The sequence below is a fragment of the Pseudomonas sp. M47T1 genome, assembly GCF_000263855.1.
Classification (GTDB): Bacteria; Pseudomonadota; Gammaproteobacteria; order Pseudomonadales; family Pseudomonadaceae; genus Aquipseudomonas.
In genome coordinates this window covers 19,962-45,791 of sequence record NZ_AJWX01000023.1, presented here as the reverse complement: position 1 = coordinate 45,791, position 25,830 = coordinate 19,962, and the positions used below count along the sequence as shown (strand labels likewise).

The following is a 25,830-nucleotide window of genomic DNA, read 5'->3' as shown; positions in this document are numbered from 1 at the left end:
GCGCCTGGATTCTCCCGCCATGCAAAAAGAAACCGAAATCAAACTGCGCGTCAGCCCTGAAACCCTGGCTGAATTGCGCGAACACCCGTTGCTGAAAAAGCGCAACAAAAGTGGCTGGGAACGCCGTGAGCTGTTCAATCAGTACTTCGACACCCCCACCGGCGAGCTGGCCGGCGCCAAGGTTGCCCTGCGCCTGCGCAAGGATGGCGACGAGATCATCCAGACCCTGAAGACTCGCGGCCAGAGCATCGCCGGCCTGTCCGAGCGCAACGAGTACAACTGGGACCTGACCAAGGCCAAGCTGGACCTGAAGAAGCTGGACGGCGAATGCTGGCCGCAAGAGCTGGCCGAGCTGGACAAGAAAACCATCAAGCCGGTGTTCACCACCGACTTCGTTCGCGAGCGTGCGGAAATCGCCTGGGGCCGCGGCAAGGCCAAGGTGGTGATCGAAGCTGCGCTGGACCTGGGCAAGGTTATCGTTGGCAAGCAATCCGAAGAGATCTGCGAGCTGGAACTCGAACTGCGCGAAGGCGAGCCTGCGGCCCTGCTGGAACTCGCCGCCGAGCTGGCCATCAAGCTGCCGCTGATGCCATGCGATATCAGCAAGGCCGAGCGCGGCTACCGCCTGGCCGAACCGGGCAGCTATGCCCTGAGCCTGCCGGCGCCAGAGCTGAACGCCGAGATGCCCCTGGACGATGCCTTCACCGCCCTGGCCTGGCACCTGTTGGGCACTAGCCAGCGCCTGGCCGAACAATACCGCTTCAATGGTCACTGGCGCTTGCTGCAGGACTGGGTAGCGCAACTGATCGAGCTGCGTGCCCTGGCTGGCAGCCTCGGCCAGGCCGCGCCGCGCAGCACCACGCACGAACTGCGCCTGAGCCTGGACGCGCTACTGGAAGACTGGCGCCCGCTGGTGCAGGCCGGCCAGGAAGACGAAGATGTTCGCAAGGCCGCGCCCGAGCAGTTCGCCGAAGAGCTGCAGGACACCCGCTGGGGCCTGTTCTCGCTGAACACTTCGCGCTGGCTGATGGACCGCGCCTGGACCGTGGAGCGCAACAACCGTGGCAACCGCCAGGGCGCTGCGCAACTGATGAACTGGCTGGGCCACTTCCTTGGCGAAGAAGCCACCGCCTTGCAGTTGGGCCGCTATCAGCAGCAGCCTGAAGACCTGGCCGAGCAGCTGCCACGCATCGAGCGCATTCAGGCCTGGCTGCATCACGCCCGCAACGTGCTGGACCTGCCGGAAGTCGACCGCCTGTACGGCGAGCTGAACAAGCTGCACGAACTGGCCTACACCGACATCAGTGACGAAGTGCTGGAAGCCCGCGTCCACCAGGCGCTGACCGTAGCCCAGAGCCGCGCGTGGAAGCAGATCCTGCGTAAGTAATTGATGTGAGCTGTGGGAGCTGGCAAGCCAGCTCCCACTGGCTTAACTGCGCAGCACCGGCAAGCTGGTGGTGGACTTGATCTCCGACAGCGCCACGGTCGAATTCACTTCCTGGATGCCCGGCACCAGCGACAGTTTTTCAAAGAAAAACCGCTCATAGGCCTCGATATCCGGGGTAACGATGCGCAGCAAGAAATCCACCGACCCCATCAGCACATAGCATTCCAGCACTTCCGGAAAACCGCGAATCGCGTCGGTGAACTCGGTAAAGTTGGAGCGGCCGTGGGCGTTGAGTTTGACCTCGGCGAATATCTGCGTGTTAAGGCCGATCTTCTTGCGGTCCAGCAGGGTAACCTGCGCCCGTATCACGCCCTCCTCCTTGAGCCGCTGTATGCGCCGCCAGCACGGCGATTGCGACAGGCCCACCTGCTCGGCGATCTGTGCGCTGGACAGTGACGCATCCTCTTGCAGCAGCGCCAGGATGCGCCGATCGTACTGATCCAGCTCACCTTGCATAACTATTCCCCTTTATTGCCAGAAAATGAATCATACAATTCAAAACCGATGACTGCTTAGCGTTTTGAGGCAAGAAATACCCCGGTGAGCGTGCAAAGCTGTGCGCATCGTTTTTTGGAAGCCCGCCATGTCCATCCATGAAGCCCACCTGCCCACCCGCAGCGATCACTGGAACGGCCGTCAGGCCACCTGCCTGGTTCACTACCGCCTGGTGGCCGAAGCCGAGCCCGACAGCCTGTGCCGCGTGCTCAACCTGCTGGCCATGCAATACCTGACGCCAACAGCGCTGAACGTAGTGCGCACAGACGACCTGCTGCACATGGAATTAAGCGTTGATGGCCTCAGCTGGCACCGCGCCGAAGTCATCAGCAACAAAATGCTCAACCTGGTCTGCGTAGTCTCCGTAGAGCTGCAGGCCGCGGACCACGAGTGCCTGGCCGCCGCAGGCTGATCGCGGCGCAAGGCCCGGTAACTTTTCCAGCCATAGTGGGCAACATCAGCGCGATTCCCCGGTCTATCGTTCACGCTCAGGCGCCGCTTGCTGACCTGTGCGTCGTAGAACGAGCCAAGGAGCCCGCATGTCCGTCGCTACCATTACTGAGGACCGCTGGCTGGATTTGAATGATCTGTTGCACGACCTGGTCGACCAAGGGTTTCTCAGCCAGGACTCAGCCGAGCACGCCATGGCCTGCCGCCAGGCGTTGCGCAACAGTCAACTGCACCCGCTGGAATTCATTGCCGCCCAGCAACTGGAAGACCAGAGCCGCCCCGGCAAATACCTGGATCTTGAACAACTGACCCTCTGGCTGGCGCAACAGGCCGGCCAGGCCTACCTGCGCATCGACCCGCTGAAAATCGACGTGGCGGCGCTGACGCCGCTGATGTCCTACGGCTTCGCCCAGCGCCACAAAATTCTCGCCGTGGCCGTCTCCCGCACAGCCGTGACCGTGGCCAGCGCACAGCCTTTTGTGTGCAGTTGGGAAGCCGACCTCACCCACGTACTCAAGCGTCCCATCAAGCGCGTGGTGGCCAATCCGGCTGAAATCCAGCGCTTCACCATGGAATTCTACCGCCTGGCCCGCTCGGTCAGCGGCGCCAACAGCAGCGACCAGCGTGGCAGCACCCTGGGCAACTTCGAACAGTTGCTCAACCTGGGGGCCAGCGACCAGGAGCCGGACGCCGACGATGCGCACATCGTCAACATCGTCGATTGGCTGTTCCAGTACGCCTTCCAGCAGCGGGCCAGCGATATCCACATTGAACCGCGCCGCGAGCAAGGCACGGTGCGGTTTCGCATCGACGGCATCCTGCACAACGTCTACCAGTTCCCCACTCAGGTCACCATGGCCATTGTCAGCCGCCTGAAAAGCCTGGGGCGCATGAACGTCGCCGAGAAGCGCAAACCCCAGGACGGCCGGGTGAAAACCAAGACGCCCCAGGGCGGCGAAGTGGAGCTGCGCCTGTCCACCCTGCCCACCGCCTTTGGCGAGAAGATGGTGATGCGTATCTTCGACCCGCAAGTGCTGCTCAAGGACTTTCACGACCTGGGCTTCGGCGGCGATGACCTGCGCCGCTGGGAAGACATGATCAGCCAGCCCAACGGCATTATCCTGGTGACCGGCCCCACCGGCTCGGGCAAGACCACCACCCTGTACACCACCCTCAAGCGCCTGGCCACGCCTCAGGTGAACCTGTGCACCATCGAAGACCCCATCGAGATGGTGGAGCCGGCATTCAACCAGATGCAGGTGCAGCACAATATCGACCTGACCTTCGCCAGCGGCGTGCGCGCACTGATGCGCCAGGACCCGGACATCATCATGATTGGTGAAATACGCGACCTGGAAACCGCCGAAATGGCGATCCAGGCAGCGCTCACCGGCCACTTGGTGCTGTCCACCCTGCACACCAACGACGCGCCCAGTGCCATCAGCCGGCTGCTGGAACTGGGGGTGCCGCATTACCTGGTGAAAGCCACCTTGCTGGGGGTAATGGCCCAACGCCTGGTGCGTACCCTGTGCCCGCACTGCAAGGCGCCGCAACCCTTGGAAGAGGATGACTGGCAGGCCCTGACCCGCCCCTGGCAGGCGCCACTGCCTACCCAGGCTCACCGCGCCATCGGCTGCGCGGAATGCCGGGACACGGGCTTTCGCGGGCGCGCCGGGGTATACGAAATCATGCAGATGACTGATACGGTGAAGGCCCACATTCAGGCCGAAACCGACCTGCTGTCACTCAAGCGTCGCGCAGTCATGGAAGGCATGCGCAGCCTTCGGCTGTCCGGCGCACAGAAAATAGCCGCCGGCCACACCACCCTGGAAGAGGTGCTGCGGGTGACCCCCAGGAACGATTTGAAATAGTGCGCCGCGCATCGGGAACTCCGCCCAGGGCTTTAGCATCAAAATAGCGAGATAATCCCTGTCGGAGTCACCCATCATGCGTCTGAAAACTGCCGTCGTAACACTCGCTCTGCTGTCCGTACCTGTCGGCTCTGCCATGGCCGACGGTTTCCTGAGAGACGTCCTGTCTTCCGGTGCAACCACCGGTTCGACCTACCTGACGTTTCGTCATCACAAGCTGATTGTCGCCGCACAGGACGACGCTGGCAGCTACGTCGCCAGCAACGGCACCATCGAGGGGCCTTACCTGGCCGCTGCCATGCAACAGGTTCGCAGCGATAACCCGGGGCTCAAAGCCACCGACATGGAACTGGCCAACGCCATCCTGATCAAGGGCGCCGAACCCGTGGCAGCAGAATGACGTTGTAGCCCCCATGTGGGAGCTGGCAAGCCAGCTCCCACATGGCTAGTCGGCCATTATGTTCTGTAGTCATCCACTGGCACGCATGCGCAATACAAATTTCTGTCCCCATACACGTTGTCGACCCGGTTCACCGTTGGCCAGTACTTGTGCGCCCGAGTGTGGCTGCTGGGGGTAATTGCCTGGGCGATGGAATAGGGTCGTTCCCACATTCCAGTTATATCGGCAAGGGTGTGCGGGGCACGCTTGAGCGGGTTGTCCTCGGCAGGCCACTGCCCCTCGGCAACCTGGGCGATTTCAGCGCGAATGCTGAGCATGGCTTCGACAAAGCGATCCAGCTCCGCTTTCGATTCGCTTTCGGTGGGCTCGATCATCAACGTGCCCGGCACCGGAAATGACATGGTCGGGGCGTGGAAACCGTAGTCCATCAAGCGCTTGGCAACGTCCTCCTCACTGATGCCGCTCAGCGCCTTGAGCGGTCTCAGGTCAAGTATGCACTCATGCGCCACCCGGCCATTACGGCCGCTGTACAGCACCGCAAACGCTCCGCCCAACTGCTGCGCCAGGTAGTTGGCGGACAGGATGGCGACCTCGGTGGCATCCACCAGTTGTGGCCCCATCATGGCGATATACATCCAGCTGATGGGCAGGATACTCGCGCTGCCCCAGGGCGCTGCGCTGACCGCACCGTTGTTCGGCAATGGCCCATCGATCGGCACCACCGGGTGGTTGGCCACGAAGGGTGCCAGGTGCGCGCGCACGCCTATCGGCCCCATGCCCGGCCCACCGCCGCCATGGGGTATGCAGAAGGTCTTGTGCAAGTTCATGTGTGATACGTCGGCACCGATGTCGGCTGGCCGCGCCACACCCACCTGGGCATTGAGGTTGGCACCGTCCATGTACACCTGGCCACCATGCTGGTGGATGACCTCGCAGATCTCGACGATGCCCTCCTCGTACACCCCGTGGGTGGATGGGTAGGTCGCCATCAGGCACGAAAGCTTATCGCCGGCCGCCTGGGCCTTGGCCTTGAGGTCGTCGAGGTCGACGTTACCCGCCTCGTCGCACTCGACAATCACCACCTGCATGCTGGCCATCTGCGCAGAAGCCGGATTGGTGCCGTGGGCCGAGGCCGGGATCAGGCAGATGTTGCGCTGCCCCTGCTGGCGGCTCTCGTGGTACTTGCGGATGGCCAGCAAGCCTGCGTATTCACCCTGGGCACCGGAGTTGGGCTGCATGCAAATGGCATCGAAGCCGGTGATCGCGCACAGCCAGTGTTCCAGTTCGTCAATCATAGCCTTGTAGCCGCGCGCCTGTTCCACCGGCGCGAACGGATGCAAATTGGCAAACTCGGGCCAGGTGATGGGAATCATCTCGCTGGTGGCGTTGAGTTTCATGGTGCAGGAGCCCAGTGCAATCATCGATTGGTTGAGGGCCAGGTCCTTGTTTTCCAGCTGCTTGAGGTAGCGCAGCATCTCGGTTTCGCTGTGATGTTGATTGAACACTGGGGGGGTCAGGTAATCCGAGGTGCGCTCAAGGCCCGCAGGAATCCCAACGGCCAGCGCCTCGGCATCCAGCGCGTTCACGTCAAGACCGTGATCGGCCCCCAGCAGAATGTCCCACAGCAGCCGTACAGTGGCTGCGTCACAGGTTTCATCCAGGCTCAGGCCGACGTGCCCACGCCCGCTAATGCGCAGGTTGACCCGGGCTGCCTGGGCGCTTTCGAGAATGGCGGTTTGCACGCCCCCCACGTCCAGGGTCAGGGTGTCGAAAAAGTGCTGGTTGATGCGTTTGATGCCCTTGCGTTCAAGCCCCTCGGCCAGTATTTGCGTGAGCCGGTGGACCCGCTGGGCAATGCGGCGCAGGCCCACAGGGCCGTGGTAAACAGCATAGAAACCGGCGATATTGGCCAGCAACACCTGGGCGGTGCAGATGTTGGAGTTGGCCTTTTCGCGGCGGATATGTTGCTCGCGGGTTTGCAGTGCCATGCGCAAGGCAACGTTGCCGCGCGCATCCTTCGACACGCCGATGATGCGCCCTGGCACCGCGCGTTTGTAGTCCTCGCGGCTGGCAAAATAGGCGGCGTGAGGGCCGCCGTAACCCATGGGCACGCCGAAGCGCTGCGAGGAGCCGAACACCACGTCGGCGCCCATCTCGCCGGGCGGCGTGAGCACCAGCAGGCTTAGCAGGTCCGCCGCAACGCAAGCGATAGCCTGGTGGGCATGCAGGTGGTCGATCAGCGGCCGCAGGTCGCGCACTTCGCCGTGGGTATCGGGGTACTGCAACACCGCGCCGAACACATCATGGGCGGCCAGGTTGGCCACAGTGTCGACCACCAACTCTATGCCAAAGCCGTCGGCGCGGGTCTGCACCACGGAGAGGGTTTGCGGATGGCATTGGCTGTCGATGAAGAACCGCGGGCTCTTCGATTTGCTTACCCGCCGCGCCAAGGCCATGGCCTCGGCGGCGGCCGTGGCTTCATCCAGCAGCGAGGCGTTCGCCAGCTCCAGCCCGGTCAGGTCGATGGTCATCTGCTGGAAATTGAGCAGTGCTTCCAGGCGGCCTTGGGCTATTTCAGGTTGATAAGGCGTGTACGCGGTGTACCAGCCAGGGTTTTCCAGCACATTGCGCAGTATCACCCCGGGGGTCAAGGTGGCGTGGTACCCCATGCCGATCAGGCTGGTCCACAACTGGTTCTGCTCGGCATAGCCACGCAGTTTGCTTAGCGCAGCGGTTTCATCCAGTGCAGCGGGCAATTGCAGCGCACGGTTGAAGCGAATGCTCGGGGGGACGGTTTGTTCTATTAGTTCGACGCGGCTGGCAAGGCCAAGGGCATCGAGCATGGCGCGCTGTTCAGCGCCATCGGGGCCCAGGTGGCGCCGAGGGAAGGCATCGGGGTCTTGCAGTTCGCTGAGCGATGGCAACCGGGACATGACGGCTCTCTCTTCACAGGACAAGGCCTCGACGGGTCGAGGCCTGGTTCAGTCTAGAAAGAGATTGCCGCCCGCGCCCGGAAGTTACTCGCCGATGGCGGCTTTGTAACCTGCGGCGTCCAGCAGCTTGTCCAGCTCAGCCGTGTCGCTTGGCTTGAGCTTGAAGATCCAGGCGCTGTACGGTTCGGTGTTCAACAGCTCGGGGCTGCCGTCCAGCGCGTCGTTTACTGCAATGACCTCGCCCGAAACGGGCGAGTAAATGTCTGAGGCGGCCTTTACCGACTCGACCACGCCCGCAGCATCGCCTGCGGCAAATACGTTGCCCACTTCGGTCAATTCCACGAACACCACGTCACCCAGGGCTTCCTGGGCATGGTCGGAAATACCCACGGTTAGCGTGCCATCGGCTTCCAGGCGCGCCCACTCGTGGCTTTCGGCAAAACGCAGGTCAGCTGGGATATCGCTCATGATTTTCTTGTCCTCAACAGGGTCAGCGGCAGGCCCGCAAAAATTCAGATCAGGGTTTTTCCATGGCGCACGAACGTGGGACGCACCACCCGTACCGGGTACCACTTGCCGCGGATTTCCACCTCGGCTCGGTCGGCGGTGGCCATCGGTACGCGCGCCAGGGCGATCGATTTGCTCAACGTAGGAGAGAAACTACCACTGGTGATCTCCCCTTCGCCAATTTCTGCGACCCGTACCACCTGGTGAGCACGCAACACACCGCGCTCTTCCAGCACCAGGCCGACCAGTTTTTCACCAATACCCTGGCCACGTTCGGCTTCCAGCGCCGCGCGGCCAACGAAATCACGGTCGCCCGGTTCCCAGGCGATACTCCAGGCCATGTTCGATGCCAACGGCGAATGCGCCTGGTCGATATCCTGGCCGTACAGGTTCATGCCCGCCTCCAGACGCAGCGTATCCCGGGCTCCCAGGCCTATCGGGGCAATGCCGGCGCCAACCAGGTCGTTGAAAAAGCCGGGGGCCTCGATGGCCGGCAACACAATTTCCAGGCCGTCTTCGCCGGTGTAACCAGTACGGGCGATAAACCAATCGCCGTCGGCCAGGCCCTGGAAGGGCTTGAGTTGAGCAATCAGATTGGCACGCGCCTGGCTCACCAACTGCGCGACCTTATGCCGCGCCTGGGGCCCCTGGATAGCGAGCATGGCCAGTTCGGGCCGCTCGGTAACCTGAACGTCGAAACCGGCGCTGACACCTTCGATCCAGGCCAGGTCCTGATCGCGCGTGGCGGCGTTGACCACCAGGCGAAAATCGCTCCCCACCAGGTACACAATCATGTCATCGACGATGCCGCCGTGCTCGTCGAGCATGGCGCTGTAAAGGGCCGAACCGTGATCCTGCAGGCGCGCTACATCATTGGCCAGCAGGCGCTGGAGAAAAACCCGGGCCTGGGGCCCGCCAATGTCGATGACGGTCATGTGTGACACGTCGAACACACCGCAGTCACGGCGCACCTGGTGGTGCTCCTCGACCTGCGATCCATAATGCAGGGGCATGTCCCAACCGCCAAAATCGACCATTTTGGCGCCCAGCGCCAAATGCAGGTCATAGAGAGGCGTACGCTGTCCCATGGGTTTCTCCTTCCGGGCTTGGCGAAGGCGCGAATACTGGGCAAATCACCCGAAAGGCTCTGGAACAGTGCTTTGCGGGGTGCCTGAAAGACCAGATCACAATGACCGGCCGCGCCGAATGCCGCGCATTGTAGCCGCAAGGCGCGGCCCTGACACCTCTGGGCAGAGGTGCCTTCAGGTTTGACCGATCCGTCGTGCCGAACGTCGAATCAGCCCGATCACCGGCAACAGGCCGGCCAGCACCAGGGTCAAGGCCGGCAAGGACGCCCGCGCCCACTCTCCTTCACTGGTCATTTCAAAGATGCGCACGGCCAGCGTGTCCCAGCCAAAGGGCCGCATCAACAGCGTAGCGGGCATTTCCTTGAGCACATCGACAAACACCAGCAAGGCTGCACTCAAGGCCCCCGGCAACAGCAGCGGCACGTAGACCCGCAAGAACAATGGCAGCCCTGCCACCCCCAGGCTGCGGGACGCCTCGGGCAAGGATGGCCGGATCTTCGCCAGGCTGCTTTCCAGTGGGCCATGGGCCACGGCCATGAAGCGCACCAGGTAGGCCAGCAACAAGGCGCTCAGGCTGCCGAGCAGCAGCGGCCTGCCTGCCAGCGGAATAATCAGCGCGGTATCCAGGTAGCTGAAGGCCAACATGATCGACACCGCCAGTACCGACCCCGGCAGCGCGTAGCCCAGGTTGGCCAGCCCCACGCCGAGGCTGATGCCCCGGGTAGGCGCCAGCCGCCGCGCGAATACCAACACCAGCGCCAGCACCACGGTTAGCAGTGCCGCCAGCGTGCCGAGGTACAACGTGTGCAGAATCAGGCCCAGGTACCGTTCGTCCAAGTCGAAGCGCCCGCGCTGCCAACACCAGACGATCAATTGCAGCACCGGCACCACGAACGCGCAGGCGAACACCAGGCTACACCAGCCTGTAGCGGCCGCGGCCCTCCAGCCCCGCAGGCGGTACAGCAAATGGCCGCGCACCCGTTCGCTGCCAGCATGGGCCGCGCCACGGGCCCGACGTTCGCCGTACAGCACCACAATCACGGCCAACAACAGCAGGCTGGCCAATTGGGCCGCGCTGGACAGGCTGAAGAACCCGTACCAGGTCTTGTAGATAGCCGTGGTAAAAGTATCGAAGTTGAACACCGCCACCGCACCGAAGTCGGCCAGAGTTTCCATCATGGCCAAGGCCACACCGGCACCAATAGCCGGCCGCGCCATGGGCAGTGCCACGCGCCAGAACGCCTGCCAGGGCGTTTGCCCCAGCACACGCGCAGCCTCCATCAACCCACGCCCCTGGGCCAGGAAGGCAGTACGCGCCAGCAGGTAGACGTAGGGGTAGAACACCAGCACCAGCACCGCGATGACGCCACCCGTAGAGCGCACTCGCGGCAGGCGCACATCGCTGCCGAACCATTCGCGCAGCAATGCCTGCAAGGGCCCGGCGAAGTCCAGCAGGCCGACGAAAACGAAGGCCAGCACATACGCAGGGATGGCAAACGGTAGCATCAGTGCCCAGTCCAGCCAGCGGCGGCCAGGAAACTGGCACAGGCTGGTCAACCAGGCCAGGCTGACGCCCAGTAGCGTAACGCCAATGCCCACCCCCACCAGCAGCGTCAGGGTATTGCCCAGCAGGCGCGGCAGTTGGGTGGCCCACAGGTGCTGCCAGATCGACGTGTCGATGCTCTGCCAGGACAGCAGCAGGACGCTGAGAGGCAACAACACCAGCGCCGCCATGGCGAACACGGGGACATACCAACGGCGCTGGACAGCGTTGCGCATGATCAGTCTTGCGCCCGCAGGCTCAATTCCAGCCAGCGCGGTCCATCAGTCGAATAGCCTCGGCCTGGCGCTTGCCGGCGATTTCCACCGGCAAGGTATCGGCTTTGAACGTGCCCCAGCTCGCCACTTCGGCCGAGGGCTGGACCTGAGGGTTGGCCGGGAATTCCTGGTTGGTGTCGGCAAAGATTTTCTGCGCCTCGGCGCCGGTCATCCATTCCACCAGGGCCTTGGCCGCCTCCGGGTGCGGGGCATGACGGGTAAGGCCAATGCCCGACAGGTTCACGTGCACGCCACGATCCTCCTGGTTGGGCCAGAACAGCTTGATGGGCAACTGCGGATCCTGGCGATGCAGACGGCCGTAGTAGTAGGTGTTGACGATGCCCACGTCGCACTGGCCTGCCTTGATGGCCTTCAGCACCGCGATGTCGTCTGAGAACACGTCGGTGGACAGGTTGTTGACCCACCCCTTGAGGATGGCTTCGGTCTGCAAGGCCCCGTGGGTTTCAATCAGCGTGGCAGTGAGTGACTGGTTGTAGACCTTCTTCGCCGTGCGCAGGCACAGGCGCCCCTCCCACTGCTTGTCCGCCAGGGCTTCGTAGGTGGAGAGGTCCTGGGGTTTCACCCGCTCGGTGGAATAGACAATGGTGCGTGCGCGCAGGCTCAAGCCGGTCCACTCATGGCTGGCGGCGCGGTATTGAGCCGGGATGTTGGCATCGATGACACTGGACTGCAGGGGCTGCAGGATGCCCATTTGCTCGGCCTGCCAGAGGTTGCCGGCATCCACGGTCAGCAGCAGATCGGCGGTGGCATGGCTGCCCTCGGCCTTGATGCGCTGCATCAGCGGCGCTTCCTTGTCAGTGATGAACTTGATAGTGACACCGGTTTTCGCGGTGTAGGCGTCGAACACCGGTTTGATCAGCTCGTCGATGCGCGAGGAATACACCACCACTTCATCCGCCGCACGGGCTTCGTTGGCAAACAAGGTAAGTGCCAGTGCAATGAAGACGCGCTTGGTTGCCAGCATGGGAAATTACCCTCGGAATCGAATGAAGGGCAAATGGTAGAGAAACGCATTTGCCATCTCAATCGAAGTCGAAAGCAAGCAGTTACCAGATGTTTCCCGAAATTCTGCATCGCGTAGCGGCGCAAGCCGCGCATTGCCTGACACACCGCAGCTCCGGGGAGTCAGGGCTTGGCCAGCTCCGGCAGGTCGCCGCTCAAGCCCAGCGCCTGGCGTACGAACAGGGCTTTGGCCTCGGGCATTTGCTCCACGCATTTCAGGCCGCTGTTGCGCAGCCAGCGCAGTGGCAGCGGGTCGGCCTGGAACAGGCGCTCGAAGCCTTCCATGGCGGCCATCAGCGCCAGGTTGTGCGGCATGCGGCGGCGCTCGTAGCGGCTGAGCACGCGCGCATCGGCCAGGCGCTCGCCTCGGCCGTTGGCGTGAAGCAACTCTTCGGCCAGCACTGCGGCGTCGAGAAAACCAAGGTTCACACCCTGCCCAGCCAGCGGGTGAATGGTGTGTGCCGCGTCGCCGATCAACGCCAGGCCCTCGGCCACGTAACGCTTGGCGTGACGCTGGCGCAATGGCACGCAGACGCGCGCATCGGCGTGCTCGACATGGCCCAGGCGGCCTTCGAATGCGCGCTCCAACTGGGCGCAGAAGGCGCCGCTGTCCAGCGCCATGAGGCGTTCGGCTTCCTTGGGGGTGGTGGACCAGACGATCGAGCACCAGTGTTCATCGGCGTGGGCCAGCGGCAGGAACGCCAAGGGGCCATCGTCGGTAAAACGCTGCCATGCGGTACGCTGATGCGGTGCCGAACAGCGCACGCTGGTGACGATGGCGTGGTGCAGGTAATCCCACTCGCGCGTCTCGCAGCCCGTCAGGCGCCGCACCGCCGAGTGCGCGCCATCGGCGGCAATCACCAGCGGCGTGCGCACGCTACGGCCATCGGCCAGGCTCAGCAGCCAATCATCGCCGGAGCGGCGCATCTGCTCCAGGCGCGCATTGGCCACAAGACCGATGTCACTGTCGTGCAGCTGTTCGAGCAAGGCGTCCTGGACCACGCGGTTCTCGACGATATGGCCCAGCGACTCGGCATGCACACTGGCCGCGCTGAAGTGCACGTGGCCCGTGCCGCTACCGTCCCACACGCTCATGTCGCCATAGGGGCTGGCGCGGCGGCGGGCAATACCCTGCCAGGCGCCCAGGCGCTCCAGTATGCGCTGGCTGGCGGCAGACAAGGCACTCACCCGCGGCTCGAAAGCCGCCTGGGGGTCGAACGCCTTGACGCTCAGGGGGCTGCCGTCGACCACCAGTATTTCCAGGCCGCCGTTCTGCAACGCCAGGGCCAGGGCACTGCCCACCATGCCGGCGCCGACTACTACCAGATCTGCACGCATTTCCATGCTTCAAGCCTGTTCCACGGAATTGAAAGGGAAGAAAACCGATACCGTCATGCTCAACCCTGCATGTCAGCGCGGGTACCCAGGCCCATGGCCTGGCGGGCGAACCAGCGCTTGGCCGGCGGCAACAGGTCCAGGCCCAGCAGGCCCAGGTTGCGCCCGGCAGCCACCAGCGGTTGGGACGAACCAAACAGGCGCGTGACCTTGTCGGAAAAGCCGACCGTCAGGTCCTGATCCTGGCGCTGGCGCTCACGGTAGCGCTGCAGGGTAGTAAAGTCACCCAGGGGCGCCTGGCTGGCCAGCAAGGCGTCGGCCAGCGACTGCACATCGCGCAGGGACAGGTTGAAACCCTGGCCGGCGATGGGGTGCAGCGCATGAGCGGCGTTGCCCAGCACCACGAGGTTGGAGCGCACCTGTTCTTCGGCCTCGATCAAGGTCAGCGGGTACAAATGACGGGCACCGACCTGCTTGAAAGTGCCCAGGCGATAACCAAACACGCCCTGCAATTCCCTGAGGAAGCTGCGTTCGTCGAGCTCGACCAGGCGCCTGGCGTCCATACCCTGGCGCGTCCACACCAGCGCACAGCGGTTATCGGGCAGCGGCAGCAAGGCCATGGGCCCATCGTCGGTGAAGCGCTCGAATGCCAGACCTTCGTGGGGCTGGCTGGGCGTGATGTTGGCGATCAGCGCGCTCTGATCGTAGGGCCGCTGGCGCACGCCGATACCCACCTGTTCGCGCAGGCCGGAGCGCCCACCATCGGCCAGTACGGCCAGGTCGCAGTCCAGGCTGGTGTCATCGTTGAGGGTCAGGCGATAGCCTCCCTCCAGCACCTGCAGGCGGGTAACTTCCGCCGGCACGCGCCAGCTCACCACTTCCGGGTCCAGGGCTTGCCACAGGCATTGGCCCAGCCAGGCATTTTCAACCACGTAGCCCAGGGCCGGCACGCCTTCTTCCAGCGCGGTCAGGCGGGTAACGCCAAAGCGGCCACGATCGGACACGTGGATTTGCCGGATGGGCTCGGCGCGGCGATGAATGGCCTGCCACAGCCCAAGGCGCTCGTAGATCTGCCGGGTGCCAAAGGACAGCGCCGAAGAACGCGCGTCGTAGCTGGGCTGATAAGTATCGCCCGGCGCAAACGGCTCGATCAGCATGATCTTCCAGCCCCGCGCCTTGGCGCCGGCTTGCAGGGCCAGGGCCAGGCTGGCGCCGACCAGCCCGCCACCAATGATTGCCAGATTGACGCGATTCATGCGGCCTCGGTACGTGCTTGAGCCATCAAGGCCTCGATTTCGGCGACGGTTTTTGGCACGTCGCGGGTAAGAATGTCGCAGCCGGTGCGGGTTACCACCACATCGTCTTCGATGCGCACGCCAATCCCGCGCCACTTCTTCGCAACGTTCAGGTTGTCGGGGCTGATGTAGATACCGGGCTCGACCGTAAGGCTCATGCCCGGCTCCAGCACCCGCCATTCGCCGCCCACTCGGTAGTCGCCGACGTCATGCACGTCCATGCCCAGCCAGTGACCGGCACGGTGCATGTAGAACGCGCGGTAGGCTTCGCTGACGATCAGTTCGCTGACCTCGCCCTGCAGCAGGCCCAGAGCCACCAGCCCTTGGGTGATGACCCGCACGGTGGCCTCGTGCGCCTCGTTCCAGTGCCGGTTGGGGCCAATGGCGGCAAACGCCGCTTCCTGGGACTTGAGCACCAACTCGTAGATGGCTTTCTGTTCGGGCGAAAACTTGCCGCTCACCGGAAAGGTGCGAGTGATATCGCTGGCGTAGCAGTCTATTTCGCAACCGGCGTCGATCAGCACCAGGTCGCCGTCCCTGAGCACGGCGTCATTCTGCTGATAGTGCAGGATGCAACTGTTGCGGCCGGCGGCGACGATGGAGCCATAGGCGGGCATCTTGGCCCCGCCCTTGCGAAATTCGTAGTCCAGCTCGGCTTCCAGGCTGAACTCGTGCAGCCCTGCGCGACAGGCCTGCATGGCCCGCACATGGGCACGCGCGGAGATCTGCGCGGCGTGGCGCATGACCTTCACTTCGTTTGCCGATTTATACAGGCGCATGTCGTGCAGCAAGTGGTCCAGCGCCAAGTATTCGTTGGGCGGCTGCGCGCCGAGGTTGGCCTTGGAGCGGATCACGTTGATCCACTCCATCAGGTGGCGATCGAACTCGGTGTTGCTGCCCATGGCCGTGTACACCCGGTCGCGACCCTCGATCAGGCCCGGCAGGATGTCGTCAATGTCGGTGATGGGAAACGCATCATCGGCGCCGAAGTCGGCAATCGCGCCTTCCTGGCCGGCACGCAGGCCATCCCACAGCTCACGCTCGGGGTTGCGCTCACGGCAGAACAGCACGTACTCACCGTGTTCGCGCCCAGGGATCAGGGCAATCACCGCGTCGGGCTCGGGAAAGCCGCTCAGGTACTGGAAGTCGCTGTCCTGACGGTACACGTGTTCCACGTCGCGGTTGCGAATGGCCACGGCCGCCGCCGGCAGTATGGCAATGCTGTTGGGCTCCATCTGCGCCATCAGAGCCTTGCGTCGACGAGCGTATTCCGACTTAGGGATATGAGTTACTGGCACAGGGGAGCCCCTTTTCGCATCAGTGCAGGGAAGGCTTGGCAGCCGCGACCGGTTTGGCGCACTCGGTGAAGAGCAGCATCGGCGCCACGCGCAGGTATTCCATCACTTCCATATAGTCGCTTTCGGCGTCCTCGGACTCTTCCAGCGCTTCCTGGACCTGGGCGATGGCGGCCATGTCCTGGAGAATCTCCTTGGCATCGACGCTCAGGTCCTTGCCGCCGGTGTTCAGGCCGAACCCATTGAGGAAGCCCTGGCACCACTGGCCCAGCGCAGTGGCGCGCTCGGTCAGCGAGGTGTCGTCGGCCGGTAACAGGATGACAATGGTCACGTCGTCACCGGTGAGCTCGCCCTTGACCATCTGCTGCAGGCCAATCAGCGCGTTGCGCACGTTGTCCTGCGGCTCGGTCTCGAGCAGCAGCGCGGCATCGGCCAGCCAGCTGTCGGCGTCAAAGTCGGCGCCCGCGCAACTGCGGCCCAGCAACAGGCCGTGCAGCTCGGCGGGAGAAACGGGATGACCACCTGCATTGAGGAGGTCGGCGAAGCCTTGGTACGGGGATTTCTGAATAGACATGGCAACTAGGCGCCAGGCGGCGCAATGACTAGAATGAAGACCTTGTATCCTAGCACCGGCAGGCGCGCCAAGACCATCGAAGCGGCCAACTCGTTAGTTAACAGCCAAGGCCTTGGCTTTCACCGATCGTATCGAACGGGACCCCATGGAACAGAACGACCTGCAAGCGCTGATGGGCAGACTCGAGCAACTCATCGACCGAGTCGAGCAACTAAAACGGCAAAACGGACTCCTATTAGCTCAGGAAAAGACCTGGCGCGAGGAGCGCGCAACCCTCATCGAAAAAAATGAAATCGCCCGGCACAAGGTCGAATCAATGATTTCGCGCCTCAAGGCCCTGGAGCAAGACTCATGAGTTCAAGCAATAGCGTCACTGTTCAGATCCTCGACAAAGAGTATTCGATCATTTGCCCACCGGAGGAGCGCAGCAACCTGGTCAGCGCGGCGCGCTACCTGGACGGCAAGATGCGCGAGATCCGCAGCAGCGGCAAAGTGATCGGCGCCGACCGCATTGCAGTGATGGCCGCACTGAACATCACCCATGACCTGTTGCACAAGCAGGAGACGCCGGAGCTGGCTGCCAACGGCTCCACCCGCGAGCAGGTACGCGACCTGCTTGAACGCGTGGATCTGGTGCTTGCCACTGATCAGGATGAAACCCGGGGCTGAAACATTGCGATTGTTTCGGGTATACTTGCGCCGCTCCCTGGAGTGCTTGCCAGTCGGTCATGTCCCTGAGCCGATACGCACAACCACGGGGGTTGCACGCTGGGGCCGGTGCGCATGTCCGCTTGACGGAAAGCCTTAACGCCTCCTGCAATCTCCACCTTGAACTTTCGGGTTCAAGGGCTACACCGACAGCGGTTCGTCGGGGAGTCTCGCTTTATCTGCCACTGCCTGGCCTTGCCGGCAGGGGTATTTGCCCCGCCGCGCCACGCGGCCCGGGCGCTTCTGGATGGCCTTCGCCATGACCGAATCCGCACCCCTCTCGCGCCCTCAGTTGCGCCGCCTGCTGCGTGATGCGCGCCGCGCCCTGACACCCGCACAGCAACGTCAGGCCGCCCGCGGGCTGTACCGCCAATTGGCCCAGCACCCGTTGTTCCGCCGCGCCCGCCATGTTGCCCTGTACCTGCCCAATGACAGCGAAATCGACCCTCGCCTGCTGCTGGCTGAAGCCCAGCGCCGGGGCAAGCACACCTACCTGCCGGTCCTCAGCGCCTGGCCAAGGACCAAAATGGTGTTTCAGAGGGTGCGCCCGGGTGAGGCATATCGTCGCAATCGCTTCCGCATTCCCGAGCCCCACATCAACCCTGCGCGCCAGCGCACCATCTGGGCCCTGGACCTGATCCTGCTGCCACTGGTGGGGTTCGATGAAGTGGGTGGCCGGTTGGGCATGGGCGGCGGCTTCTATGACCGCAGCCTGGCCTATCGCAGCCGCCGCAACGCCTGGCAGAAGCCAGCACTGCTGGGCCTGGCCCATGAATGCCAGAAAGTGGAACGCCTGGCGCAGGCCACTTGGGACGTGCCGTTGCAGGGCACGGTGTCGGACCGCCGCTGGTACCTGGCATAACCCATAGCAGCTGGCGCCAGGCTGAGCGCGATCGACGCTGCACCGCCGAAGGCCCTGCGGACCTTTTCGCAGCCTTGCGGCAGCTCCTTGTCAATATCAGGCAAACGGCACACAAAAAAAGGCCCGTCGGCGAGAACCGACGGGCCTTTTTTTCATGACGCAATTCAGCGGTACTGCGCGGGGGCGCTCACTTCCACCGGCGCGTTGGCCTTTCGGTCCCACAACGTCTGCGCGTAACCCGTGGTCACAACACCCAAACCAAACAAAATAACCAAAACCCACAGCAAATCCGGCTTACGGCGCATCAATTGCCCCCCTTAAGGCCAATCATGATGATGTCGGGCACTGCGAACGAAAATGGCCCGGGTGATTATGTGAAGCGTAAAATGCGCGCATTCTGCGGCAACATGACGCTACACGCAAACGCTGGCGTCAACCGACCGTCGGGTTGTCTCGAAATCGCCACATTGGCAAGTTTGGTTACAAATACGGAGCACTACAGATGGCCTACTGGCTGATGAAATCAGAGCCCGACGAGCTCTCCATCAAAGACCTGGCACGGCTGAGCGAAGCCCGCTGGGATGGCGTGCGCAACTACCAGGCACGCAATTTCCTGCGCGCCATGGCGGTGGGCGACGAGTTTTTCTTCTACCACTCAAGCTGCCCGGAGCCGGGCATCGCCGGCATTGCGCGCATCAGCGTGGCAGCCTATGACGACCCCACCGCGCTGGACCCGGAGAGCGCCTATCACGACGCCAAGGCCAACGCCGACAAGAACCCCTGGAGCGCCGTGGACGTCAGCCACGTCGAAACCTTCCCGAAAGTACTGGGGTTGGGCTACCTCAAACAGCAGGCGGCACTGGCCGAACTGCCGCTGGTACAGAAGGGCAGCCGCCTGTCGGTGATGCCGGTCACTGCCGAACAATGGGCGGCGGTGTTGGCGTTGCGCTGAGCCTTATTGAACGATCAGGTTGTTGAACAGCAAGTCCTCGACCATGGGTTTGCCTTCTTCGCTGGTCATGACCTGCTGAACCTGCTTGAGGGCTTCCTGGCGCAGCTTTTCCTTGGATTCGACGTTGCTCATCGATTCCACGGTCTGCTGCGTGAACAGCGCCACCAGCTGGTTGCGAATCAGCGGGTCCTGGTGCTTCACGGCCGCTTCAGCCTCGGGGCCGGTCACGCGCAATGCCACGTCCGCCTTGTACACGTGCAGCCGCGGGCTGCCGTCCAGGGCGTAGTTGCCCACGAAGGGCGGGCTCAGGGTGATGTAGGCGACTTTAGGTGCCCCGCCCTCTTCCTTGCCTTCCTCGGCCATGGCCGACACAGGCAGCGTCAGGGCCAACGCCATCAAGATCCACGCTTTCACAGATTCGCTCCTCATACTATTGGCGCAAGCATACCAAGATTAACCCACGCGCCGGCGCTTATGGCCGGCTATCAGCTGGGGGCATGCTCGTTGACCGCACATGCCGCATACCTACACTTATCGGCCACAACCTGCAAAGGAATAGCCCGATGAAAGCTGTGCTGTGCAAAGCCTTCGGCCCCGCCGAAACACTGGTACTGGAAGAGGTCGCCAGCCCAGCGATCAAGAAAAACGAAGTGCTGCTGGAGGTGCATGCCGCCGGGGTCAACTTCCCCGACACGCTGATCATCGAGGGCAAGTACCAGTTCAAGCCGCCGTTCCCGTTCTCCCCCGGCGGCGAAGCAGCCGGCGTGGTGCGCACGGTCGGCGAGAATGTCAGCCACCTGAAGGTTGGCGACCGGGTGATGGGCCTGACCGGCTGGGGCAGTTTTGCCGAAGAGATTGCCGTGCCCGGCTACAACGTGATGCCCATTCCCGACGGCATGGACTACAGCACCGCCGCCGCTTTCAGCATGACCTACGGCACCTCGATGCACGCGCTGAAACAGCGTGCCAACCTGCAGCCAGGCGAAACCCTGCTGGTACTGGGCGCGTCTGGAGGCGTGGGCCTGGCAGCGGTGGAAATCGGCAAGGCCATGGGCGCGCGCGTGATCGCCGCTGCCAGCACTTCCGACAAACTGGCGGTGGCCAAGGCTGCCGGCGCTGATGAACTGATCAATTACACCGAAGCCAGCCTAAAGGACGAAATCAAGCGCCTGACCGGCGGTAATGGCGTGGACGTGATCTACGACCCGGTGGGCGGCGACCTGTTTGACCAGGCCGTGCGCTCCATTGCCTGGAATGGCCGCCTGTTGGTGGTCGGCTTCGCCAGCGGCCGCATCCCCGAACTGCCGGTAAACCTGGCCCTGCTCAAGGGTGCGGCGGTGGTCGGTGTGTTCTGGGGCTCCTTCGCCCAACGCCAGCCACAGGACAATGCCGATAACTTCAAGACCCTGTTCCAGTGGTTTGCCCAAGGCAAGCTAAAGCCGCTGGTGTCCCAGACCTACCCACTGGCCGAAGCGGGCCAGGCCATCGATGCGCTGGCCAACCGCCAGGCGGTGGGCAAACTAGTTGTAGCCGTACGCTAGCCGGCGCGAAGCCCTTCACCTGCGGGAAGCAGTTCACGATTACTCCCTGATGCAAATGACGTTGAACTGGGCATTCCATAACGCCTGGCTTCAACGCCATTTGATACAAGGAATGATCATGAGCGTATTTACGGTTTATTTTTGCGGTACAGGCTCTACCCGTTTCGATAGCCACAACGAGAATTACTGGAATGGCGAGTTGGTTTCCACGCTGGCCGCCAACACCCTGGACCAGGAGTTTGCCCATTGGATCTGCGTGGACGGCCCTGGAAGCGGCAACCTGCAATGCGATGAAATGACGGCCGAATCCAAGGACCACCCTTATGCCGGCGCGTTGTGGGGCACAGGCTGGGAAACCAATGTTCGGCATACGCTGAACATGATCAAGGGCCAGTTCGAGTGGCAACGTAAAAAGCTGACTGCGTCCAGCTATGCAGTGCTCAAGAACGCCGGTGTCCCCATCGAGGACGTGGAAGTCAGCGGCAGCTTCTGGTCACGCATTTACGATTACGGCGACCGCCATCCGACCCCGCAGCAACTGCAGCAGCAAATCGTCAACCAATTCCGCAAGGGTGGAAAAATACCCTCCCAGGTCAATATGGTGGGCTGGAGTCGCGGCGGGATCAGCTGCCACATGCTGGCCAATGCCATGCTGAACGACCCTGAGCTGAAAAACATACCGGTGAACATCTTCGCTATCGACCCTGTACCCGGGATGATGAACTTCCAGCCCGAGCGCGTGAAACTTGGGGCCAATGTGCGTGAGTACGTGGGTGTCTATGCCCGAGACGAGCGCTCCAAGGGGTTCGGCTGCGTGGTCCCGGAAACCGATCGTCGCAGCAAGGTACGCATTTACCCCATGCCTGGCCGCCACGCCACACTGGTAGGCAACGCGGCAGCTGATGGCGCAGGGGGTGACCATTCGCACCCTGAGCCTGGCCGAGTGGTGCGGCATATGGCAGAGGCGTGCCTGCGACGCTGGGGTGTCAAGCTGGACAAATGCCAGCCGCTGACCCCGCTGGAGGTGGTTCAGGCGCACGCAGCCATGGAAAAAGACAACGCGGTGTATGTGAGCATGCGCCGCAAAAGCTACACACTGCTCACCGAGCAGCAGGGCAATGATCGCTACGTCAACTACGGCGGCAGCTGGGTAGCCTTTTCACAGCTCAAAGGGGCAGCATTCGACCCTGCCAGCGGCCTGTCCGAAACCGTCAAGCAGGCCAGCGGCATGTACGCCGAACTGGGCGCGTAGATCCAGGGTTAGACGTCCCGGGCATGACAGCGCTTGATTCGCGCCTCCAGGTTGCGGTCCGGCATTTCATGGCTGCGCAGCGCACTGATGGTCTGCTCGACGTATTCGCGGGTGCTGCCAAAGCGGCCGCTGGCGCTCTCGAGGATATGGCTGAGCAGGTTGTCAGGCAGGTTTCCGGCATAGCTGGGCAGATGGCGCTCCAGCACAAAGCCCAGGGCCTGGACCTTGGTGCCATCCTCAAGACGGCAGTTGAGCCAGTGCGGTCGGTAGGAAGGGTAAGGCATTTCCCGCTGCCACAATGCCAGCAACGAGTCTTCAAGCTGCTCGTGCGGCAGCCGGAACGCAAAACCGCTGCATGAGCCGCCCCGGTCCAGGCCAAACACCAGGCCGGGGCGCTCGGGCGTGCCGCGATGTTCGTGGGACCACAGGTAAAGGCCACGATGGTAGCCATGCACCCGGGCGCGGCGGCGTTCCACCGCCGAGCATTCGGGCCGCCAGATGAGCGAGCCGTAGGCGAACAGCCATACCGGGCCGCCCTTATGACGGGCCATGGTAGTTTGGAGTGAGTTCACCAACTGCTCGTGGGTCAATTGCGGCCCGAGATCGAGCGAAGGTGGATAAACCACATTCAAGTGCGCAGTTTCGATAGCCGACATGGTGTCGCCTGATATCCCCGTGAATCGACAAGCTCGACCCACTTTAACCGATTGCAAAAGCCCCGCTGTTACCGTACGGCAGATAACCTCCAAAAAACAAGCCCTTGCAAAGCCTTATAAGCAAACGCAAATTGCCCGGTTATAAAGCACGAAAGCCGATGCGCGATTGCCGCTGCACCGAAGTGATACTTGTGTCGCAGCCCTTTTGCTGGATGCGCTTAAGGATAGTGCACTGCAGAACACTGCGAAAATTCCTACAAAACTTTCGGAAGTTTCATGTCTAGTAACTTCCTATCAATATGAGCGAAAAAGCGCGCCCATTCGTAGATAGCGGTCAAACATCATGAAATACCTCAAGTGCACTGCCCGGGGCATGGCCCTGTTGCTGATGACAGCCGGCGCACCGGCGTCGGGCACCGAGGAGGATGGGTTCTGGTACCTGCAGGCCAGCGTCTTCACCCGCCACTTTGCCAATAATGCGCGATACAACAACCATCAGAACCTGGTGGGCCTGGAGCGCGACTTTGCCTCAGGCGTTATTGCGGGTGCGGCCACCTTTAGCAACTCGTTCAGCCAGCGCTCCTGGTACGCCTATGCCGGCAAGCGCTTTGACCTGGCCGATTCGCCGTTCTACTACAAACTCAGTGCAGGGCTGATCCACGGCTACAAGGGCAAATACCGCGACAAGCTGCCCTTGAACCAGTTTGGCCTGGCACCAGCAATCATCCCCGGCGTAGGCGCCCACTGGGGCCCGGTTGCCGGGGAGGTCGTGCTGCTGGGCCTGGCCGCAACCATGGTCAATGTTGGCCTGCGGTTCTGAGCCTGTGGTTCAGGGGCGCGGCGCGTAGGCAAACACATCGGCACGCATCTGGTGCGCGTCCATGCCCGCCGCCACCAATGCGTCCAGCGTGGCGTAGATCATGGCTGGCGAGCCGCTGGCGTAAACGTGCACCCCTGCAAGATCGGCAATGTCCTCGCAGACCGCTTCGTGCAACATGCCGCAGCGCCCTTCCCAGCCGCACAGATCACTGACAACCTGATGCAGGAACAGGTTGGGCAAAGCCTTCCATTGCTGCCAATGCTCGATGTGGTAGAAGTCCTCGGGCCTGCGCACGCCCCAGTACAGGTGCACCGGATGCTTGAAGCCCTGGGCGCGGCAATGCTCGATCAGGCTGTGCATCTGCGCCATGCCGGTACCGGCCGCAATCAGCACCAGCGGGCCGTCCGGCAACTCGGCCAAGTGGGTATCGCCAAACGGCAGTTCGACGCGCGCCATCTGGTTGCGCTGCAGTTGCTCGATCAGGCTTTGCGCGCTGGCTTCACGCACCAGCACGTGCAACTCCAGATCACGACCGGCATGGGGCGCCGATGCCAGGGAAAACGCTGATTTCTCGCCGCTGTCGCGCTCGATCATCAGGTATTGCCCCGCATGGTAGCGCGGCGGTTTGCCTGCCGGTGCCCGCAGGCGCACACGCCAGACATCGCCGCCCACCGGCGAGCACTCGCTCAGCTGGCAGGCCAGGCGCCGCACCGGCAACTCGCCCGGTGCAAGCACGGCGTCCCAAAGCACCACGCAGTCTTCCAGCGGTTCGGCAATGCAGGTGTGGATTTCACCGTGGTTACGTTCCACACCGTCCTGCAGCACCCGGCCTTCCACCAGCAAGGCCGAACACACATGGCAATTGCCATTGCGACAGCTTTGCGGGCACTCATGGCCCAGGCGCTGGGCGGCGTCCAGAATCCGCTCTCCGGGGCGCGTGTCCAGCACCGCGCCCGATGGCTGCAAGGTTACGCGCATCAATCTATTCCTAGCTGGTTCCACAATTCATCGATGCGACGGGTAACGGCGTCGTCCTTGACGATCACGCGGCCCCATTCACGGGTGGTTTCACCGGGCCACTTGTTCGTGGCGTCCAGGCCCATCTTGGAACCCAGGCCCGATACAGGCGAGGCAAAGTCCAGGTAGTCGATGGGCGTGTTGTCAATCATCACTGTGTCGCGCTTGGGGTCCATGCGTGTGGTGATGGCCCAGATCACATCATTCCAGTCACGTGCATTGATGTCGTCATCGGTGACGATAACAAACTTGGTGTACATAAACTGGCGCAGGAACGACCACACGCCCAGCATGACGCGCTTGGCATGGCCAGGGTATTGCTTCTTCATTGTCACCACCGCCATGCGGTAGGAACAACCCTCGGGAGGCAGGTAGAAATCGGTGATTTCAGGAAACTGCTTCTGCAGGATCGGCACGAACACTTCGTTCAGGGCCACGCCCAGAATCGCAGGTTCATCCGGCGGCCGGCCGGTGTAGGTGCTGTGGTAGATCGGCTTGATGCGGTGGGTAATGCGCTCCACGGTAAACACCGGGAAGCTGTCCACTTCGTTGTAATAGCCGGTATGGTCGCCATAGGGGCCTTCGTCGGCCATTTCACCCGGGTGAATTACCCCTTCAAGCACGAACTCGGCGCTGGCTGGCACTTGCAAGTCATTGCCGCGGCATTTGACCAGTTCGGTGCGGCTGTCACGCAGCAGCCCGGCGAAAGCGTACTCGGAAAGGCTGTCGGGAACCGGCGTGACCGCACCGAGAATGGTCGCCGGGTCGGCGCCCAGGGCCACGGACACCGGAAACGGCTGGCCCGGGTGCTTCTCGCACCACTCGCGGAAGTCCAGCGCGCCACCGCGGTGACTCAACCAGCGCATGATGACCTTGTTGCGGCCAATCACTTGCTGACGGTAAATACCCAGGTTCTGGCGTTCTTTATTGGGCCCACGGGTGACCGTCAGGCCCCAGGTGATCAGCGGCGCAACATCGCCCGGCCAGCACGTCTGCACGGGCAGCATGCCGAGGTCTACGTCGTCACCCTCGATGACCACTTCCTGGCAGGCCGCGTCCTTGACGACCTTGGGCGCCATGGCAATGATCTTCTTGAAGATCGGCAACTTCGACCAGGCGTCCTTCAGGCCCTTGGGCGGCTCAGGTTCCTTGAGGAACGCCAGCAGCTTGCCGATTTCACGCAGCTCGCTGACGTCTTCGGCGCCCATGCCCAAGGCCACGCGGCCAGGGGTACCGAACAGGTTGCCCAGTACCGGAATGTCGTAACCGACAGGTTTTTCGAACAGCAGCGCCGGGCCCTTGTTGCGCAGGGTCCGATCACAGACTTCCGTCATCTCCAGCACCGGAGAAATCGGCAACTGGATGCGTTTCAATTCTCCGCGCTGCTCAAGCTGCTGCACGAAATCCCGAAGATCCTTGAATTTCATCGACCATGCCACTCGTAAAATAGGCGTACATCGTACCTGCTCCCGAGCTGGCTGGCAGCCTTGA

At 62.6% G+C, this 25,830-nt stretch carries 26 protein-coding genes and 1 other RNA gene; 12 read left to right on the top strand and 15 right to left on the bottom strand.

The genetic code is table 11. The features are described from left to right. The first annotated feature begins 19 nt into the window (after positions 1 to 19). Positions 20 to 1,387 (top strand): CYTH domain-containing protein, encoded by a 1,368-nt coding sequence (locus tag PMM47T1_RS21330; protein ID WP_008372874.1) that lies wholly within the window; start codon positions 20 to 22, stop codon positions 1,385 to 1,387. A 42-nt stretch (positions 1,388 to 1,429) separates the two neighbouring features. Here the strand turns inward: PMM47T1_RS21330 and PMM47T1_RS21325 are convergent, their stop codons facing one another. Further along, positions 1,430 to 1,903: an Lrp/AsnC family transcriptional regulator gene (locus tag PMM47T1_RS21325; RefSeq protein ID WP_008372872.1), complete on the bottom strand. Its 474-nt coding sequence runs from the start codon at positions 1,901 to 1,903 to the stop codon at positions 1,430 to 1,432. A 127-nt stretch (positions 1,904 to 2,030) separates the two neighbouring features. Here PMM47T1_RS21325 and PMM47T1_RS21320 point away from each other — a divergent pair, with 127 nt between their 5' ends. From PMM47T1_RS21320 to PMM47T1_RS21310, 3 genes are all read left to right on the top strand, one after another. Further along, the gene (locus tag PMM47T1_RS21320) at positions 2,031 to 2,354 is read left to right on the top strand and encodes a hypothetical protein (RefSeq protein WP_008372869.1); all 324 of its coding nucleotides are present in this window, start codon (positions 2,031 to 2,033) and stop codon (positions 2,352 to 2,354) included. Positions 2,355 to 2,481: 127 nt separating this feature from the next. Further along, a complete protein-coding gene (locus tag PMM47T1_RS21315) occupies positions 2,482 to 4,263 on the top strand; it encodes a GspE/PulE family protein (protein WP_008372868.1) in 1,782 nt (593 codons plus the stop codon). A gap of 76 nt (positions 4,264 to 4,339) precedes the next feature. Next, positions 4,340 to 4,663, top strand: coding sequence for a DUF2388 domain-containing protein (locus tag PMM47T1_RS21310; protein WP_043301355.1), 324 nt, complete (start codon positions 4,340 to 4,342; stop codon positions 4,661 to 4,663). Positions 4,664 to 4,719: 56 nt separating this feature from the next. On the opposite strand, the gene gcvP is transcribed toward PMM47T1_RS21310, so the two are convergent. From gcvP to PMM47T1_RS21265, 9 genes are all read right to left on the bottom strand, one after another. Then, positions 4,720 to 7,596 carry an aminomethyl-transferring glycine dehydrogenase gene (gcvP, locus tag PMM47T1_RS21305; protein WP_008372866.1) on the bottom strand — a complete coding sequence of 959 codons (2,877 nt, stop codon included), beginning with the start codon at positions 7,594 to 7,596 and terminating at the stop codon, positions 4,720 to 4,722. Between the two features lie 84 nt (positions 7,597 to 7,680). Continuing rightward, complete coding sequence (gene gcvH / locus PMM47T1_RS21300) at positions 7,681 to 8,064, bottom strand: glycine cleavage system protein GcvH (protein WP_008372865.1); 384 nt, start codon at positions 8,062 to 8,064, stop codon at positions 7,681 to 7,683. A 44-nt stretch (positions 8,065 to 8,108) separates the two neighbouring features. Next, complete coding sequence (gene gcvT, locus PMM47T1_RS21295) at positions 8,109 to 9,191, bottom strand: glycine cleavage system aminomethyltransferase GcvT (protein WP_008372864.1); 1,083 nt, start codon at positions 9,189 to 9,191, stop codon at positions 8,109 to 8,111. A 174-nt stretch (positions 9,192 to 9,365) separates the two neighbouring features. Then, a complete protein-coding gene (locus PMM47T1_RS21290; RefSeq protein ID WP_008372863.1) occupies positions 9,366 to 10,970 on the bottom strand; it encodes an ABC transporter permease in 1,605 nt (534 codons plus the stop codon). A gap of 22 nt (positions 10,971 to 10,992) precedes the next feature. Continuing rightward, positions 10,993 to 11,994: an extracellular solute-binding protein gene (locus tag PMM47T1_RS21285; RefSeq protein WP_008372862.1), complete on the bottom strand. Its 1,002-nt coding sequence runs from the start codon at positions 11,992 to 11,994 to the stop codon at positions 10,993 to 10,995. Positions 11,995 to 12,155: 161 nt separating this feature from the next. Continuing rightward, positions 12,156 to 13,370: a 2-octaprenyl-3-methyl-6-methoxy-1,4-benzoquinol hydroxylase gene (locus PMM47T1_RS21280; RefSeq protein ID WP_177323398.1), complete on the bottom strand. Its 1,215-nt coding sequence runs from the start codon at positions 13,368 to 13,370 to the stop codon at positions 12,156 to 12,158. A gap of 59 nt (positions 13,371 to 13,429) precedes the next feature. Beyond that, positions 13,430 to 14,623: a 2-octaprenyl-6-methoxyphenyl hydroxylase gene (gene ubiH, locus PMM47T1_RS21275; RefSeq protein ID WP_008372858.1), complete on the bottom strand. Its 1,194-nt coding sequence runs from the start codon at positions 14,621 to 14,623 to the stop codon at positions 13,430 to 13,432. Continuing rightward, entirely contained in the window at positions 14,620 to 15,960 is a 1,341-nt protein-coding gene (gene pepP, locus PMM47T1_RS21270) for a Xaa-Pro aminopeptidase (protein WP_043301353.1), read from the bottom strand. The genes ubiH and pepP overlap by 4 nt, the downstream gene beginning before the upstream one ends. Before the next feature lie 19 nt (positions 15,961 to 15,979). Next, entirely contained in the window at positions 15,980 to 16,531 is a 552-nt protein-coding gene (locus PMM47T1_RS21265) for a YecA/YgfB family protein (RefSeq protein WP_008372855.1), read from the bottom strand. Between the two features lie 145 nt (positions 16,532 to 16,676). On the opposite strand from PMM47T1_RS21265, the gene PMM47T1_RS21260 reads away from it, so the two are divergent. From PMM47T1_RS21260 to PMM47T1_RS21250, 4 genes are all read left to right on the top strand, one after another. Then, positions 16,677 to 16,886, top strand: coding sequence for a TIGR02449 family protein (locus PMM47T1_RS21260; protein ID WP_008372854.1), 210 nt, complete (start codon positions 16,677 to 16,679; stop codon positions 16,884 to 16,886). Beyond that, entirely contained in the window at positions 16,883 to 17,200 is a 318-nt protein-coding gene (locus PMM47T1_RS21255) for a cell division protein ZapA (protein WP_008372853.1), read from the top strand. The genes PMM47T1_RS21260 and PMM47T1_RS21255 overlap by 4 nt, the downstream gene beginning before the upstream one ends. 31 nt (positions 17,201 to 17,231) lie before the next feature. Beyond that, a non-coding RNA gene (gene ssrS / locus PMM47T1_RS29210) (6S RNA) lies at positions 17,232 to 17,410 on the top strand. 88 nt (positions 17,411 to 17,498) lie between these two features. After that, positions 17,499 to 18,101, top strand: coding sequence for a 5-formyltetrahydrofolate cyclo-ligase (locus PMM47T1_RS21250; RefSeq protein ID WP_008372852.1), 603 nt, complete (start codon positions 17,499 to 17,501; stop codon positions 18,099 to 18,101). A gap of 164 nt (positions 18,102 to 18,265) precedes the next feature. On the opposite strand, the gene PMM47T1_RS29560 is transcribed toward PMM47T1_RS21250, so the two are convergent. Continuing rightward, entirely contained in the window at positions 18,266 to 18,406 is a 141-nt protein-coding gene (locus PMM47T1_RS29560; protein ID WP_008372851.1) for a hypothetical protein, read from the bottom strand. A gap of 197 nt (positions 18,407 to 18,603) precedes the next feature. Here PMM47T1_RS29560 and PMM47T1_RS21245 point away from each other — a divergent pair, with 197 nt between their 5' ends. Next, on the top strand, positions 18,604 to 19,053 hold the full coding sequence (locus PMM47T1_RS21245; protein WP_008372850.1) for an EVE domain-containing protein: 450 nt from the start codon (positions 18,604 to 18,606) through the stop codon (positions 19,051 to 19,053). Positions 19,054 to 19,056: 3 nt separating this feature from the next. Here PMM47T1_RS21245 and PMM47T1_RS21240 read toward each other — a convergent pair whose 3' ends face one another. Beyond that, positions 19,057 to 19,467 carry a flagellar basal body-associated protein FliL gene (locus PMM47T1_RS21240; RefSeq protein ID WP_008372849.1) on the bottom strand — a complete coding sequence of 137 codons (411 nt, stop codon included), beginning with the start codon at positions 19,465 to 19,467 and terminating at the stop codon, positions 19,057 to 19,059. 149 nt (positions 19,468 to 19,616) lie between these two features. Between PMM47T1_RS21240 and PMM47T1_RS21235 the strand changes: the two genes are divergently transcribed. Together PMM47T1_RS21235 and PMM47T1_RS21230 are read left to right on the top strand one after the other, a co-directional pair. Then, positions 19,617 to 20,594, top strand: a complete 978-nt coding sequence (locus PMM47T1_RS21235; RefSeq protein WP_008372848.1) for an NADPH:quinone oxidoreductase family protein — start codon at positions 19,617 to 19,619, stop codon at positions 20,592 to 20,594. Positions 20,595 to 20,712: 118 nt separating this feature from the next. After that, a complete protein-coding gene (locus tag PMM47T1_RS21230) occupies positions 20,713 to 21,846 on the top strand; it encodes a hypothetical protein (RefSeq protein ID WP_008372847.1) in 1,134 nt (377 codons plus the stop codon). An 8-nt stretch (positions 21,847 to 21,854) separates the two neighbouring features. Here the strand turns inward: PMM47T1_RS21230 and PMM47T1_RS21225 are convergent, their stop codons facing one another. Then, complete coding sequence (locus PMM47T1_RS21225) at positions 21,855 to 22,502, bottom strand: gamma-glutamylcyclotransferase (protein ID WP_008372846.1); 648 nt, start codon at positions 22,500 to 22,502, stop codon at positions 21,855 to 21,857. A gap of 343 nt (positions 22,503 to 22,845) precedes the next feature. Between PMM47T1_RS21225 and PMM47T1_RS21220 the strand changes: the two genes are divergently transcribed. Then, on the top strand, positions 22,846 to 23,322 hold the full coding sequence (locus tag PMM47T1_RS21220; protein WP_008372845.1) for a hypothetical protein: 477 nt from the start codon (positions 22,846 to 22,848) through the stop codon (positions 23,320 to 23,322). 9 nt (positions 23,323 to 23,331) lie between these two features. Here PMM47T1_RS21220 and PMM47T1_RS21215 read toward each other — a convergent pair whose 3' ends face one another. Together PMM47T1_RS21215 and ubiD are read right to left on the bottom strand one after the other, a co-directional pair. Beyond that, a complete protein-coding gene (locus PMM47T1_RS21215) occupies positions 23,332 to 24,300 on the bottom strand; it encodes a CDP-6-deoxy-delta-3,4-glucoseen reductase (protein ID WP_008372844.1) in 969 nt (322 codons plus the stop codon). Beyond that, positions 24,300 to 25,766, bottom strand: coding sequence for a 4-hydroxy-3-polyprenylbenzoate decarboxylase (ubiD, locus tag PMM47T1_RS21210; protein ID WP_008372843.1), 1,467 nt, complete (start codon positions 25,764 to 25,766; stop codon positions 24,300 to 24,302). Before ubiD ends, PMM47T1_RS21215 begins: the two co-directional genes overlap by 1 nt. Between the last annotated feature and the right edge of the window lie 64 nt (positions 25,767 to 25,830).